Raw genomic sequence first — 15056 nt, 5'->3', positions numbered from 1 at the left:
TCTTCATGACCCTCGCCGCTGCGATCATCGGCCGGTCTGTTGGGACCTCCTAGCATGGACACATGTCCGGTCACACCGACGACCTCAGCGGACACGTGTCTGATATCGCCAAGAGCGACGGAGCGCGGCGTGCCGACGCACGGCGCAACCGCGAGCGGATCCTTCAGGCGGCCCGCGATCTCGTACGCGAGCCGGGAGAGCTGAAGCTCAACGCGGTCGCGAAGGCCTGCGGAATCGGGCAGGGCACGCTGTACCGGCACTTCCCGACACGCGAGGACCTCCTGGCCGAGGTGTACCGCCGGGAGGTGGACGAGCTGGTCACCCAGGCGCCGCGCCTGCTGGCGACCCACGAGCCGCTCGACGCGCTGGCGGCCTGGTTCGACCGGGTGGCCGCCTACGCCCGGGTCAAGCGCGACGTCTTCGCCGCCGTCGAGGCGGCGACGTGGCGCGACCTCGCCGACCACAGCCTCGGCCCGATCGGTGAGGCGGTGGAGCTGCTGCTGGCCGCCGGCCGCTCAGCCGGCAGCGTCCGCGCCGACGCCGAGGCCCGCGACGTCATCGTGCTCATCAGCTGGCTGTCGCGACTGGACGACGCCGAGCTCGACGCGCGGGGGCCGCGGCTGCTGTCGATCCTCGTGGCCGGCCTCCGCACCTCCCGCCCCTGAGCCGGCGTTCAGTGCCCTGCAAGGGACAAACGATATTTTGCGGGCATGGCCGATCCCGAGCGTCCCCACCACGTCGGCGGCTACTGGCTCGCGGCCAGGCTGGGAGCAGGCGGGCAGGCCGTCGTCTACGAGGGCTACGACGAGGACGGGAACCGGGTCGCGGTCAAGGTGCTGCGGCCGGAGAGCGGGTTCGGGCCGGACCGGGAGGTGGCGGCGCTCAGCCGGGTGGCCTCCTTCTGCACGGCCCGCGTGCTCGCCCACGATCTCGAGGCGGATCCGCCGTACCTGGTCAGCGAGTTCGTGGACGGGCCGAGCCTGCGGCACGCGGTGCTCGACGGCGGGCCGTACGGCGGGGACGACCTGCACCGGCTGGCGACCGGGATCGCGACGGCGATGGTCGCCATCCACGCGGCCGGCGTGGTGCACCGGGATCTGAAACCGGACAACGTGCTGCTGGGGCCGCACGGCCCGCGCGTGATCGACTTCGGGATCGCGCGGGTGCTGGACGCGTCGTCGACCAGCACGATGAGCGTGGCGGGCACGCCGCCCTACATGGCGCCCGAGGTGTTCCGGGGGAACAAAGCGGGGCCGGCGGCGGACGTCTACGCCTGGGGCGCGGTCATGGTGTTCGCCGCCACGGGCAGGCCCCCGTTCCAGGGGACGACCGACGCGGCGGTCATCTACGCCCACCTGCACACCGAGCCCGAGCTGTCGGCGGTGCCGGAGCCCTTGCGCGGCCTCGTGGCGCGGGCGCTCGAGAAGGACCCCGCGCGCCGGCCGAGCGCCTCCGGACTGCTGCTGGAGCTGATCGGCGGCGCGGAGCCGGAGCGGGGCAGCCGGGTGGCGGCGCGGGTCAGGCCGCCGCAGGGGCTGACGGGCGGCAGGCCGCCGCTCGGAGAACTGGCCGAGGAGGTGTACGGCGGGCTCGATGCGACACGGCAGGCGCTGGTGGCACAGATCCTGCTGCGGGCCGTCATGCCGGGCAACGCGGTGCGGGAGGTGGAGCCGGCCGAGCTGGAGTCACTGGGGCAGGGCGCGGAGGAGGTGGCGTCGGTCCTCGCGGAAGCGGGGATCATCACGCGGGACGAGGGCCGTCTCGCGATGAGCCCCGCGCTGTTACGGGCGTGGCCGCGGCTGCGCGCTTGGGCAGCTTCCGAGGATATTTCGGGATATCGGGTGGTAGGGGACGGGGCCATGCGCTGGCAGGCGTACGGCAGGCGGCCCGGTGACCTGCTCCACGGCAGCGGCCTCGACCAGGCGTTACGCTGGGCCGCCGGCCACACGGGCCGGCTGACCCTCACCTCTGCCGAACGCGAGTTCCTGGCCGCCGCGCAAGCCGCCGCGACGCGGCGCCATCGCATCAGGCGGACGGTCACCGCGGCGCTGGCCGTCCTGCTGGTCGTGGCGTTGACGGCGACGGGAGTGGCCGAGTACCAGCGGCGGGAGGCCGAGGCCCAGCGGGCGACGGTCGCGCGCCAGCTCACCGAGGTGACCGCGCGGCAGCTGGTCGCCAAGGCCGCCGAGCTGCGGACCGTGGACCCGGCGCTGGGAATGGCGCTGTCGGCCGCGGCCTGGCAGCTGGCACCGCTGCTGGAGACCAGAGCCGGGCTCCACTCCGCGCTCGCCCAGACCGAGCTCGACCGGTTCGTGCCCCCGTCCGGCCGGATCGCCATCAGCCCCGACGGCGGCACGCTCGTGGTGGTGGACGGCCGGCGGGCCGAGCTGTGGGACCTCGCCTCCGGCACCCGTACGACCGAGATCACGGACCTGCCCACCCCCGTCGACGCCGTCGCGGTCGCCTCGGGCGGGCGGCTGCTGGCCGTGAGCGGTTCCAAGGGCGTCAGGCTGTGGCAGGACGGACGGCGGCGCGGCGACGCGTTCGGGCCGTCCGGGATCGCGGACTACCTCGACATGGAGAACAGGTGGCCGGGCCTGATCGCCCCGCTGGAGTTCAGCCCGTCGGGCGGAGTGCTGATGGCCAAGACAGTGAACGGGGTGCAGCTGTGGTCGGTGGATTCACGCACGCAGCTCGTGGTGCCCGGGACCCCGCAGAACGCGGCCGTCGCCCCCGGGGACCGCTACGCCGCCCTGACCGGGGTCGGAATCGTGGACCTGAAGAGCGGTGCGAAGCTCCACGATCTGCCCGCCACGGATTTCGACGGGCTGGCCTTCAGCCCTGATGGCAGGACTCTGGCGATCTCGAACGCGGAGGGCGTGCGGCTGATCGACAGGGTGACGGGCACGCAGACGAGCGAGAAGTACCAGGCCACCCCGGAAGCGGGAACCGCCACCCGGGCGGCTTTCAGCCCGGACGGGCGCTACTTCGCGATGGCCCACTCGGCCGGGCAGATCGCGCTGTGGCAGGTGGGGTCGGGAATTCCGGTGATGACGTACGACACCTCCGACATGGTGGACGATCTCTGGTTCGCCGGAGAGCACGTGCTGCGCGTGGCAGGAGCGAGCGGCGCCGTCACCGATCTCGACATGTCCCCCTATCTGTTGGGACAGAAGAGTATTTTTGGACAGAAGGGTCAATTGACACGGGAGAGTCTGTCGGCGCAGGGGAGTCTGTCGGCGCAAGAGAGCGAGCGCGCGGTCAGCCCCGACGGCACGCTTCTGGCCCTGCGCCACGCCGACTCACTCGAACTGATCAGCACCGCCTCGGAGCCGCCCGCCTCCCTGGGACGGCTCCCGGCGCGGCTGGGACTCCAGGACAGCTTCGGCTTCGGCTCGTCGGCCGACCGGCTGGTCACCGCCACCGGTCAGGGCGAGGTCACGGTGTGGGACGTGCCAGGCCGCCGGAAGCTCGCGTCGTTCACCGTGGCCGAGCCGTATCGGTTCGTCAGCGACGTCGCCCTCAGCCCTGACGGCAAGCTCGTCGCCGTCACCGACAACGACGGCGGCAACTCCGGCTGGACCCGCACCACGATCTACGACCTGACCGGCCGGCGCGTCCTGCGACCCGTCGAGACGCTGCTGGGTTACGACGTGCTCTTCAGCCCCGACGGCGACACCCTGATCGTTCTCGGCGCCCAACCCCGGCGCGTCACCCCGGACACCTCCGAGGACGTACCCCTCGGCCAGCAGGCCCTCACCGCGGCCGCCTTCAGCCCGGACGGCCGCACCCTCGTCGTCGCCACCCGGGCAGGCCAGATCGTGCACTGGGACACCCGCACCTGGCAGCCCAGCGGCCTGCCGTACCCCGCCGACGACCAGGTCACCGGGCTGGCGTTCAGCGCCGACGGGCACACCCTGGCCGCGTCCGGGGACGGGGTCACGCTGTGGGACGTGGCCACGCGGACCCGCCTCGGCCAGGGCCGACCGGCCGGGCGGACCACCTCGCAGCTGGCATTCGGCGAAGACGAGCTGGTCACCGGCTGGGGCCTGAAGATCCCGCTCCGCCCCGACGATCTGCTGCGGAAGGTCTGCCGCAGGGCCGACAGGGTGATCACCGCCTCCGAATGGCACAGGTACGCCCCGGGCATGCCGACGCGGCCGTGCGAAACAGGCCAGTGACCATCGCCGGGTCCTCGAATGAGCAAGCGATGCGGACCTTTCTCGTTGCCGATCCACCTGACTATTGTGATCTCCGTCTGTCGCGAGGGGGATACTGATGGCTACGGGCGGGTCCGAGGCGTCTTTGGGCAGCCGGTACGTGCTTCTGGACGAGATCGGCGCCGGTGGGATGGGGACCGTCTGGCGGGCACGCCATCGCGACACCCAGGAGATCGTGGCGGTGAAGCTGCTGCGTGACGGCCTCGCCGGCGACCAGGACCTGGTGCTGCGGTTCGTACAGGAACGCAACGTGATGCGGACGCTGCGCCACCCCAACATCGTCACCGTGCGCGACTTCGTCATCGAAGGCGAGCGCCTGGCCCTCGTCATGGACCTCGTCGAGGGCGGGGACCTCCGCACCCTGCTCCGGCAGCGCGACACGCTGCCTCCCGCCGAAGCCGCCCAGTTGATGGCCCAGGTCGCCGACGCCCTGGCGACCGCGCACGCCGCGGGCATCGTGCACCGGGACATCAAACCGGGGAACGTCCTGATCGACGGGGCCACCGGCCAGGTACGGCTGACGGATTTCGGCGTGGCCCGCATCGTCCACGGCCCCGGTCTCACCCGGACCACCTCGATCATCGGCACGCCCGTCTACCTGTCTCCCGAGGTCGCCGACGGCAACGCTCCCACCCCGGCGGTGGACGTGTACGCCCTGGGCCTGATCCTCTACGAGCTCCTCGCCGGGCGCCCGCCGTTCGTCGGCGAGCATCCGATGGCCCTGCTCCGGCAGCACGCGGCGGCCACGCCCCGCCGGCTCCCCGGGATGCCCGACCCCCTGTGGTCGGTCATCGCGTCCTGCGCCGCGAAGGACCCGGCCGTACGTCCCAGCGCCAGGGCGGTGGCGATGACGCTGGGCGAGGCGACGGCGTCGCTGGCCCAGTGGCCCGTCCTGCCCCCGGTCCCGCGGGAAGCCCCACCCTCCGCAACCTCCGAGGCCCTCCCCGCGACGGGCCCCGTGACATCCGAAACCCTCCCTCCGGCGAGCCCCGTAACATCCGAAGCGCTCCCTCCGGCAGGCCCCCTGCCTTCCCCCACGATGGGCCCACCCGCGCACCCCACCCCCGCTGTGCCGGCCCCGCGCACCCCCGTGCCCGCCGGAACATACGGCCCGTCCCTCACCGACACCGCCCCCTCCGCCACCAGCGGAGCCCTCCCCTCCACCCGCCACGAGCGGCGCGGCCAGCGCTTGATCATCATCTCCACCGCCTCGCTGGCGCTGCTGCTCAGCGGGACCGCCGTGGCTGTGATGGCACCCTGGCGAGCAGGGAACGCGGACCCGGCCCCCCGGGCGGCCGCCGCCCCACCCCGATCGGCGGACGGCCCCGCCGGGAACGCGGGTCCCACGCCCTCCACCCCGGCCGCCGACACGGAAAGCATCCCGGTCAGCTCACCCAAGGCCCGCACGGAGCGGAAGCAGCCCCCGGAGACCGCCGTCTCAGAGCCGCCCACCACCCAGCCCCGCTCGACCGACCCGAAGACACCGCCCGCCAAAACGCGCAAGGAGCAGCAGACGACGCCCGGGGTGGCCGACCCGTCCGACAACGACCGCCCCGCCGGATCGGAGAACCAGAACGCGACACCGAACTGGCAGTGCCGTGCATGGGTGTCCGCCGGCCCCGGCAGCTCCGTGGAAATGGCGCCCTGCATGGCCATGGTGGGCGACGTCTTCTACCTCAAGGGGCAGATCAGAGGGTCAACCTCGGTACGTTCGGACATCCACGTGCAGCTGTACAACACCGACGCCGACACGAACATCTCGCAGCCTTTCATCTGCACAGGGGTCTCGCCGTCGAGCGCGGGCGAGGTCGTCACCTGCGGCCCGTTCAAGCTCAGCGTGCCGCGCAGCGGAGCCAAGACCAACGTACGCCAGCGCTGGAGGAGAAGCGGCACCGAAAGTTTCAGCGGCGGCGCGGAAAGCCCCTGGACCCTCTGGTAACCGCCCCGATCCGAAAACGCCCGGTAGGGGGCGAAGCACGGGGGGTGGCAGATCGTCCCGACTGGTGCGCCCACATACGTCCGCCCGTGCTCGGCCGGATCGGTTGACCTCAAGCGCGGTTGAAGTCTCAAACTGATGCCATGATCTCCACTGGGCGCGCCCTACTCGCCGAGGCACCCGCCGAGCGAGCTGACGGAACCGGTGAGGCGCGGCGTCCAGTACCGATGTGGCCTGCGCCACACCTGCAAGCGCTCACCAAGCCAGGCGATCCCATCTGCGGCCAACGGCAGGACTCCCACTTACCTCTTACTTCCGAGTTGCGGTGCGCGGGTCTCACAGACCTTGCCAATAGCCCGTCCTCTGGCCACCCGAGAGACCTCGCGACGGTTGGCAATCCTCACCCGGACCAAAAGAAAGACGCCCTGGATATGCGTCCATTGCCACGCACCGCGACCCCAACCTCACCTAGGTCCACCACTGTCTTCAGCAAATCCAGGCAGCAGGTTCGTAAACATCCTCTTGCCTGTCGACTTGTCCGGGACGAAGATAGCATCATGGCCAGGATCAAGGAGTTCTTCCGAGCTACTAAGAGTTCAGGACCGCACCCTACCGAGGTGGAATGCGGCTACCAGGCGATACACACCGATGAGGGTGTCTTTTTGCAACTGAGCACATACGGTTCTGACGAGCGACAGTCCGAAAAGAAAACAAGTCAAACCCTTCAGCTCGATCGACAACGGGCCGCAGAACTCCTTCACATAATCACAAGCACGTTCCCTGATTTGAAGATGGCGGGAACTCAGGAAAACACATCAATGTGATAAGAGACTTGCGGGCGGGGTGGCAGCGAGTGCACCGGCCGCATGTTGGCCGGTCATATCGAGTCGACATAAACGATCAGGGCTCTACAATAAATGAGCTCCGTCAGCTCACGGCACGGAACCGTTCATAGCGCTCCTCAAGAAGGTTCGGGTCCGGACGATCAGCTCGTCTCCGAGGAAGCGTAAGTCTCAGGTTCTGCAACTCCTGGAGCCCATGCTTCAGCATCGGTCCATCGATCTCCTCCAAGATGTCGGCGCGTACCTCGATGACGTAGTCGGGCCGGACGCCGAGGATGTTCTCGTCGTACGCCGCATGGTGGATCTTGCACAGCGAAACGCCATTGGACACGGCAGGAACGCCACGAGTCTCGCGATCAGGAACGATGTGAGCGGCGTCAAGGAGCGATCGATGCCGGAGATGGCACATGGCACAGGAGCTTTCGTATGCCTGAATCACCCTCTGCCGAAACACGGGTTGATGCAGCCGTTGCTTGGTAATCCTCTGGGAGTAGCGGCGCTCAATCTCGCTTCCCACGCTGTCGATCAAAAGATGCCGCTGAGCCTCATCCAGTGCAACCGCGACCTGTGAGGACGCGACCTCAACAGCAACAATCCAGACCGGAAAGAAGGGAAGGTACAACCCCTGTTTGATGCCGAAGAACCACATCAACGGGACCCTTTGATCGAAGGCGGCTCGGAGTCCGACGTTCGTGTAATGCCGTGGGTTGCCCTGGAACTTGTACCGCAGCAGGCCGTCATCCCCCACTGCATCCTCGTACGGCGCGCGTGCGCCATCGGAGGTGTAGGTCGTGAGGATCGATAGCGCAGCCGTCATGCCCTGCGGCTTCCTAATCCCCAGCTGATTGTCGATCAGGGGAAATGTTCGCCCCTCAAACTGGAACCCAAGCAGCTCATCACGCCGTACGACAGGGTCCTCGGGTGTACATCTCTGACGAAGCCATGCCATAGCTGTTGCTCGTACACGGCTGTCCATATCGTCGCCCAGCGATGTGATCACATCCGAGTCTTACACCTGCGACCAACGCACCGGCTAGAGGAAACCGAGAAGATGTCCCGGGTCCTCGACGAGTTACCAGGCCAGCGCCTACCCAAGCAGCCGTTTCCTGCTCCGGATACGCAGACTCCAGGACGTACGCGAAACGTCCCTTCCAGCTCGCTCCCATGGAATGAGATGCCTGAGACCTGGCGTGACTACGTCGACGGCGGCCGTTGCCCATATTCCCGATATGCCGTATGGCTGCCCCGAGCACGTCGAGAGCGGCACGAACCCTCTCCGCATCAGTTGGACATGCTTACTGTGCGTTGGCACGCACCTCTAGTGGCGAGCTCAGCCCTCGGGGCCGCGGATCTCCACCCTGTCGGCGGGATACACCTCGACCTCATCGCCGCGCTCCACCACAGTCACCCAGCCATGCTCCGAAAGACTCAGCTCCCGGATCTCGTCATCGTGCGCCGGCCGGTTGATGATGCGCACCCCTGGCTCGGGGATGAGCTGGGCGACGAAGTCGGCGCCGAGCTTCACGAAGCTGCCGCGGTTCTTCACGGTGTAGATGAGCCCGAGATCTCTCAGTACTTCGAGGGCTCGCAGGATGGTGTCCCGCGCCACGCCGAACTCCTGGCTGAGGTGGACGACGGAGGGTAGGCGGCGTCGGGGTGCCCATTCGCCTGCTTCGATGCGGGCGCGCAGGGCGTTGACGATCTGCTGCTTCACTGTGAAGTCAGAGTCATAGTCGACCACGATCTGACCGTAGGTAGGACGGCTGCCACCCCTGTTTCTGCGCCATCCTATATAGGTCACTCTAGGCCAGAATATGGATCACAGTGGGCTACAGAGTAGGCTACTGATGAGTAGCACAGTATGTTGACTATATGGCAGCTCCCCCGGACAGTTCACCGTCACTGATTGAGGGCCTCATACTGCTCAGTGGGCAGATCAAGGTCACTCGTATTTGCGTCTGCGGCATCCCAATCGTCCAACTCGACACCGGCGTGTGGCGTAATGACACGTATCCGCTCCGCGCTGACTGGATCGTCTGCACCGCATCGAAGGACCAGCGACACCATCCACGGCAGACCGCTGAGATCCTTTCCGGACGGGAGACCTGCCCTGAAACCCGCAGTGAGCTCGACCGCCGCATACCCGTGAACTCGGTGGCGCCTGCCGGTCCTCGCCGCCCACGTATTCGCGTCTGGAGGTCTAAAGATCGTCCTCGACGCGACCGCGGTCGTGCCCACCCCCCCATCCCAGCGGGGCAAGCTGACTCACAGGAGGTCCGGCCCATGGGCAACTCCATCACAGACCTACGGTTCACGCCTCTGCTGACCGCGGAAATTCAGGCCGTGCTGGAGAGGCACGGCTATCGCCTGCCAGCCGGCAGCGATCACGTCCGGGAGCTCGTCACCGCTCGCGTCGACACCGCGCTCAAGAACCTGGTCGAGGTCTTCGAAGGCAGGACCTGGTGACCCGGCGAGTCGCATTCCCCGACCTCCACGGACCGCACGTCGAGCCGCCCGAGCCGCACCACATCAAGCTGACCTGGCACGAGCCGACCAACCGGGCGCCACGCATCCGCATCATCTCCTACAGCTGTGAATGCGAGGCCATCCTGTACGAGCTGTGCTCAGCCGCCGGGCAGGGCTTCATCCGCCGCACGGACCGAGAACAGGGCACCGTCCACGAAACCGCATGGACGCTGACCTTGAAAGCGCGTCGCACCTTCAACCGGATCCTCCGCGGCAAGGCCCGATAGAGGGCGGTCCGGAGGAACGCCCACGCCGCGCGTCGCCCGCCGCGCCGTCACGGAAACGAAGTCCCAGGCCAGGACCGTCCCGATCGACCTGGACCCTCGCCACAGGGCTACGCATGCCGAAGGAGCCACGCAAGATGAAGACCTTCACGGTGACCATCGCCGGTCCTGAACGGCACGACGGAGAGGCGCCCTACACGTGGGTCGTGGAGGCGACCGACATGGCCAGTGCCATGAACAAGGCCCTGGCCTACCACGCACTCTCCCAGGACCAGCGGCTGTGGGATCTGGAGATCGTGCCTCTCCACACGTTCGAGGGCCCTCCCCCTGAGAACTGCGGATACTACTGGAACGACCTCCGGCTCCTGCTGGTTCCGTCGGTGACTTGTGACGGCGTTTGATGGTCTGCTGCGACACCGATCGTTTCCGCTGCGAGGTGATATCGCTGAGAAGTGACAGCGCCCGAGACGCTTGCCAGTCAGAGCGTCACCTCGGCTGGTCGTCCGGGCCTGCAGAGCGGCGATCACCTCCTCAAGCCGCCCATCGAGCAGCATGCGCTCGTGACGAAAGTATGCCCAAGGTGCCCGCAGAGATGGTGGGTGCACCGTTCATCGCCGAACAGGCCCGCCTCGGCCGAGAACTCACCCGTCATCTGGGTCATGTGCTTTGAAAGCATGGCTGTACTCGCTCCGGCAGACCGAGCCGTTGGCTTTACCTCCAAGGAAAATGAACTCTTTCACCTACGTCGAATCGTCTGAGCCCCATCCCGAGATCCCTCTGGTAGGGGGCGACGTCACCGAGGGAGTCGTGCGGATCGGCGGCACCGTGCGCCGACCAGTCGGCTCCAACGCCCCGCTCGTCCACTCTCTACTGCGTCATCTGGAAAAGGTCGAATTCCCGGGCGCTCCGCGATTCCTCGGCATCGACGCGCAAGGACGCGAGGTGTTGACCTTCATTCCCGGCGAAGTGGCAGGACGGCCAAGGCCGGCGTGGATCGCCGACGAGGAACGGTTGGCCTCCGTCGGACGCCTCGTTCGCGACTGCGACAACGCTGCCGCAGGGTTCGTCATCCCTGAAGGTGTGCAGCCGAGCCGGGCGTTCTCCGAGCCGCCGGGTATGCCGCCCGCACCGCCTTACCCGGCTGAAGTGGTCGGGCACATGGATTACACGCCAGACAACATCGTGTTCCGGGATGGCAAGGCGGTCGCACTGATCGACTTCGACCTCGCCAAGCCCACCACCCGGGTGGATGAGGTGGCCAACGCGATGATGTACTGGGCGCCGCTGTGCGACCCCATCGACGCCGACCCGCTGTTGCGGGAGGTGGACGTCGCGCGCCGCTGCCGGATCCTGGCCGACGCCTACGGGATGTCGGACGTCGACCGTTCCCGGCTTGTCGAGGTGTTCACGCTGCGGACCCGGCGGGCGTGGTTCCTGATGAAGCAGAGAGCCGAGGAACGGGGCGGCGGCTGGGCGCGGATGTGGGCTGAAGGCATCGGCGACGAGATCAAACGGCGCGAGGCTTGGCTGGATCGCCATGGCACCATCATCGAGGCGGCGCTGACCGCAGCGTAGCCCCAACGGTGCCGCGGCTTGTCTCAGCCCGGACGAGCGTCAAGACAAGTCGATCGCCGAGCTCGATGCCATGTGCGCTGCTCCTTCCTCGGCGCGATGACGATGGCCGCTCCTCGTCTCGCGTCAAGATCGTCAGAGACTGATAGACCGCCGTGACCGGAACGGCAGCGGTACGACGGGCTCTCGTCGAGGTGCTAGGCTGCCGGTTGTTCGGTATTGGATCGATGTGTGAGGGAGGTGAGGTTTGATGACCGCGGTGAAGACCGCTGCTCTGCGCAGCACCCGGACCAACCTCACGTCCCGGGTCCCGGTCTGACCAACTTCCTCCCCCAGCCTTGAGCCATCCGGCTCGCTAGGCGGGGTGATGCCCGCGTCTCGTCGGGGCCCCTTCTCCGCAAGGGTCTCACGTTGCAACACACGTACAGCGATCCATCCGACCTGTCCCAGTACGGGTGGACCGGCGCACTCGACCAAGCCTTCACCGAACATTACGAAGCGGGCCTCGTGCCGGCCCGGATCTCCCGGGTCGATCGTGGCCTGTGCACGGCGATCACCACGTCGGGCCCGATGCGGGCCACGTTCGCCGCGCCGCACCCGCCCGACCCGCTCCTGACGCCCTGCACCGGCGACTGGGCCGCGCTGCGTCCGGGCGCCGAGCCGCACCTGGTGGCGCTGCTGCCGCGGCACAGCGCGATCGTGCGCTCGTCGGCGTCCAGGTCCTCCCACGGACAGGTGCTCGCCGCCAACGTCGACACGGTCGTCATCGCCCTGTCCCTGGCCGCGCCCCTGGACGCGGCCAAACTGGAGCGGCTGCTCGCCCTGGCATGGGAGAGCGGGGCACAGCCGGTGATCGTCTTGACCAAGGCGGACCTGGCCGACGATCCCGAGGCCGTCCGCGCCGAGGCCGAAGCGCTGGCACCCGGGGTGGACATCCTGGTCACCAGCGTCGTCACCGGTCACGGCATCGACGTACTGGCCGCGATGATGCACGGCACCACCGTGCTGCTCGGCCTGTCGGGCGCGGGCAAGTCCACCCTCGCCAACACGTTGCTCGGCGAGGAACTGCTGGCCACCGGCACGGTACGCGAGCAGGACGGCAAGGGCCGCCACACCACCGTCCGCCGCGAGCTGCTCCCCCTGCCCGGCGGCGGGGTCCTCATCGACACGCCCGGCCTGCGCGGGATCAGCCTGCACGACGCCGCCGACGGCCTGGAGCAGGTCTTCGCCGAGATCGAAGACCTCGCCGCGTATTGCCGCTTCGGCGATTGCTCCCACGACACCGAGCCAGGATGTGCGGTGCAGGCCGCCGTCCAGGCGGGTGAACTGCCCGAACGTCGCCTGCGCAGCTACCACAAACTGCAGCGGGAGAACGCCTGGGCGGCCTCACGTACCGATGCCCGGCTGCGCGAGGAGCGCGACAACCAGAAGAAGGCCATCACCAGTCACCTGCGCGCCACCTACAGGTTCCGGGACCGGCAGGCATGACCGGCCGCATCCCACCGACCTCTCCGGTGCGGGCCGAGCACGGCGCGGACTACCAGTGCACCGGCTATGTCCTGCATCCGCGGAAGAACAACAAGGAGACGAACCCGATCATGACCTCTTCCCTCATCACCCGTCCCGAGAGCGCCGGCGACGTCGCCATCATCCGCGACATCAACCTTGCCGCCTTCCCCACCCCGCACGAGGCCGACCTCATCGAGGCGCTGCGGGCCGACCCGCAGGCGTGGCTGCCCGGCCTGTCCTGGCTGGCCGAGGCCCCCGGCGGCGAACTCGCCGGATACGCGCTGCTCACCCGCTGCCACGTCGGCGACTCGCCCGCCCTCGCCTTGGGTCCCTGCGCCGTCAAGCCCGAACATCAGCGGCGGGGCGCGGGGTCCGCCGCCATCCGCGCCGCTCTGCAAGCCGCCCGCGAGCAGGGCGAGAACCTGGTGGTCGTGCTCGGCCACGCCGAGTACTACCCGCGCTTCGGCTTCACCCCGGCCTCCGGATTCGGCATCCGCCCGCCCTTCGACGTCGAGGACAAGTACATGATGGCGCTCGCCCTCGACCCTGAGCGGCCCGTCCCGAGCGGCGTCATCCGCTACGCGGCGGCGTTCGGCGTCTGATTTCCCGCTCCTTGACTGCGGCGAACGGCCCTCAGCGCGGCTGGGGCCGTTCGACCGTCGCAAACTCTCCATGGTGGGCCACCGCCCTCCCGCCGGAAGGGCGGTGCCGCCCGTCGGCACCGAACCGACAGCCCCGGACCGGCGGGCACTGCTCGACCGGCTTGCTCGCTCCCCGCAGGGTCTCATCACGATCGTCGCCTGCCTGGGCCGTCGCGGCGTCGGCTGCCGGTCTCCGAAGGAAGCCCTCGACCACCGCTGAGCTGTGTGATTTACGGGTCCATGCCGTACTGGCCGAGGAAGCCGGTGTCGAGGTACGCCTTGAAGATCGCCCAGCCATTTCCGACCGAGCCGTACTTCGCGAAGAAGGACGTGGGGTCCACCGTGTCCATGGCGTCGTCTTAGGAGTGTAAGAAGGCCAGGCGTCAGATCCCGTTCCTCGTCCTCACCGGCCGCCACAGCACCGCACGAGACGATCGGCCTGAGCAGAAAGGTCTTCGGCTCGTCGCAGTAATCAGCAGAAAGCCGATCACCGCCGCGTGCAGGCCGTGTTGAGTCTCAACCTGGTTGAGGCTCCATAGTGGGCGTCGTGGACGACAGCGAGTTGTATCCCATCGGGGACGTGGCGCGCCGCACCGGTCTGAGCGTCAGCGCCATCCGGTTCTACTCCGACGCCGGGATCATCACGCCCACCGGCCACACCGACGCCGGGTACCGGCTCTACGACGTCCAGGCCATCGCCAGACTGGAGCTCGTGCGCACCCTCCGCGAGCTGGACGCCGGCCTGCACGACATCCGCCGGTTGCTGGACGGCGAGACGACGCTACGCGATCTCGCCACGGCGCACCTCGCGCTCGTCGAGCGCCAGGCGCGCCGCCTGCGGGTCAGGAGTGCCGTCCTGCGGACGATCGTGCGGCAGCACACCCCGACCGAACAGGTGAGTCTCATGCACAAGCTCGTCTCCATGTCCGACGACGACCGCGTCCAGCTCATCGACCAGTTCTGGGACGAGGTCAGCGAGGGCCTCGACGTGCGTCCCTCCTTCGTCGAACGGCTGCGCGAGGTGCGGCCGAACCTGCCGGAGGAGCCCACCACCGAGCAGCTCGAAGCCTGGATCGAGCTGGCGGACCTGGTGCGGGACGACGACTTCCGCCGTTCCGTACGTACGTACCTCCACGACACCTACTCCACCCCCTCGGGACGCCTCATGACCGCACCGGCGACGCTGGGCTCGATCGACAAGGGGGCGGCGATCATCCAGGAGGCCCAGGTGGCGCACCAGGCCGGAGTGCCCGAGGATTCTCCACAGGCCCGGGACATCGCCGACCGCTTCGTGACCGCGATCGCCGAGGCCGCCGGGAGCCGTGCCACCACCGAGGTACGCCACCGGTTGGCCGCCAACCTAATGCTCGCCAAGGACCTGCACGAGACGGCAATCCAGCGCGCCGCTTCTGGGCTCACCGACGCCCACGGCAGGTACCTGTCGCTGGTGGCCACCATCAACGGGACAAAGGCAGGGGTCCCCGTGCCCTACGAATGGCTCGCCGTGGCTCTCAACGCGGAATCGCGACCTTAGCGGTCGATCGTCATCCCCACAGACGCTGAATGTCCGCGTCCCGAGGGCCGGC

Annotated in this window: 13 protein-coding genes; 11 read left to right on the top strand and 2 right to left on the bottom strand. The window is 68.3% G+C overall.

What is annotated here, in order from left to right; all coding sequences use genetic code 11:
• Nucleotides 1-62 precede the first annotated feature (62 nt).
• From FH608_RS30100 to FH608_RS30085, 4 genes are all read left to right on the top strand, one after another.
• The gene (locus FH608_RS30100; RefSeq protein WP_139634012.1) at nt 63-665 is read left to right on the top strand and encodes a TetR/AcrR family transcriptional regulator; all 603 of its coding nucleotides are present in this window, start codon (nt 63-65) and stop codon (nt 663-665) included.
• Nucleotides 666-710: 45 nt separating this feature from the next.
• The gene (locus tag FH608_RS30095) at nt 711-4181 is read left to right on the top strand and encodes a WD40 repeat domain-containing serine/threonine protein kinase (protein ID WP_139634011.1); all 3471 of its coding nucleotides are present in this window, start codon (nt 711-713) and stop codon (nt 4179-4181) included.
• A 97-nt stretch (nt 4182-4278) separates the two neighbouring features.
• Nucleotides 4279-6159 (top strand): serine/threonine-protein kinase, encoded by a 1881-nt coding sequence (locus FH608_RS30090; RefSeq protein WP_139634010.1) that lies wholly within the window; start codon nt 4279-4281, stop codon nt 6157-6159.
• A gap of 554 nt (nt 6160-6713) precedes the next feature.
• Nucleotides 6714-6980, top strand: a complete 267-nt coding sequence (locus FH608_RS30085; protein ID WP_139634009.1) for a hypothetical protein — start codon at nt 6714-6716, stop codon at nt 6978-6980.
• Nucleotides 6981-7083: 103 nt separating this feature from the next.
• Here the strand turns inward: FH608_RS30085 and FH608_RS30080 are convergent, their stop codons facing one another.
• Together FH608_RS30080 and FH608_RS30075 are read right to left on the bottom strand one after the other, a co-directional pair.
• Nucleotides 7084-7998, bottom strand: coding sequence for an HNH endonuclease (locus FH608_RS30080; RefSeq protein ID WP_226900029.1), 915 nt, complete (start codon nt 7996-7998; stop codon nt 7084-7086).
• 330 nt (nt 7999-8328) lie between these two features.
• A complete protein-coding gene (locus FH608_RS30075; RefSeq protein WP_139634008.1) occupies nt 8329-8739 on the bottom strand; it encodes a winged helix-turn-helix domain-containing protein in 411 nt (136 codons plus the stop codon).
• Nucleotides 8740-9281: 542 nt separating this feature from the next.
• On the opposite strand from FH608_RS30075, the gene FH608_RS30070 reads away from it, so the two are divergent.
• From FH608_RS30070 to FH608_RS30040, 7 genes are all read left to right on the top strand, one after another.
• Nucleotides 9282-9464 carry a hypothetical protein gene (locus tag FH608_RS30070; RefSeq protein WP_139634007.1) on the top strand — a complete coding sequence of 61 codons (183 nt, stop codon included), beginning with the start codon at nt 9282-9284 and terminating at the stop codon, nt 9462-9464.
• Nucleotides 9461-9751, top strand: coding sequence for a hypothetical protein (locus tag FH608_RS30065; protein WP_139634006.1), 291 nt, complete (start codon nt 9461-9463; stop codon nt 9749-9751). The genes FH608_RS30070 and FH608_RS30065 overlap by 4 nt, the downstream gene beginning before the upstream one ends.
• A 134-nt stretch (nt 9752-9885) precedes the next feature.
• On the top strand, nt 9886-10149 hold the full coding sequence (locus FH608_RS30060) for a hypothetical protein (RefSeq protein WP_139634005.1): 264 nt from the start codon (nt 9886-9888) through the stop codon (nt 10147-10149).
• Nucleotides 10150-10474: 325 nt separating this feature from the next.
• Nucleotides 10475-11323 (top strand): phosphotransferase, encoded by an 849-nt coding sequence (locus tag FH608_RS30055; protein ID WP_139634004.1) that lies wholly within the window; start codon nt 10475-10477, stop codon nt 11321-11323.
• Between the two features lie 408 nt (nt 11324-11731).
• Nucleotides 11732-12808 (top strand): ribosome small subunit-dependent GTPase A, encoded by a 1077-nt coding sequence (rsgA, locus tag FH608_RS30050; RefSeq protein WP_139634003.1) that lies wholly within the window; start codon nt 11732-11734, stop codon nt 12806-12808.
• Between the two features lie 110 nt (nt 12809-12918).
• On the top strand, nt 12919-13431 hold the full coding sequence (locus tag FH608_RS30045; protein WP_139634177.1) for a GNAT family N-acetyltransferase: 513 nt from the start codon (nt 12919-12921) through the stop codon (nt 13429-13431).
• 586 nt (nt 13432-14017) lie between these two features.
• Complete coding sequence (locus FH608_RS30040; protein ID WP_139634002.1) at nt 14018-15004, top strand: MerR family transcriptional regulator; 987 nt, start codon at nt 14018-14020, stop codon at nt 15002-15004.
• Nucleotides 15005-15056: the final 52 nt, after the last annotated feature.

The organism is Nonomuraea phyllanthi (genome assembly GCF_006334985.2).
GTDB classification, from domain to species: Bacteria; Actinomycetota; Actinomycetes; order Streptosporangiales; family Streptosporangiaceae; genus Nonomuraea; species Nonomuraea phyllanthi.
Note: the sequence above shows the minus strand (reverse complement) of the source record. Positions and strands in the feature narration are given on the sequence as shown.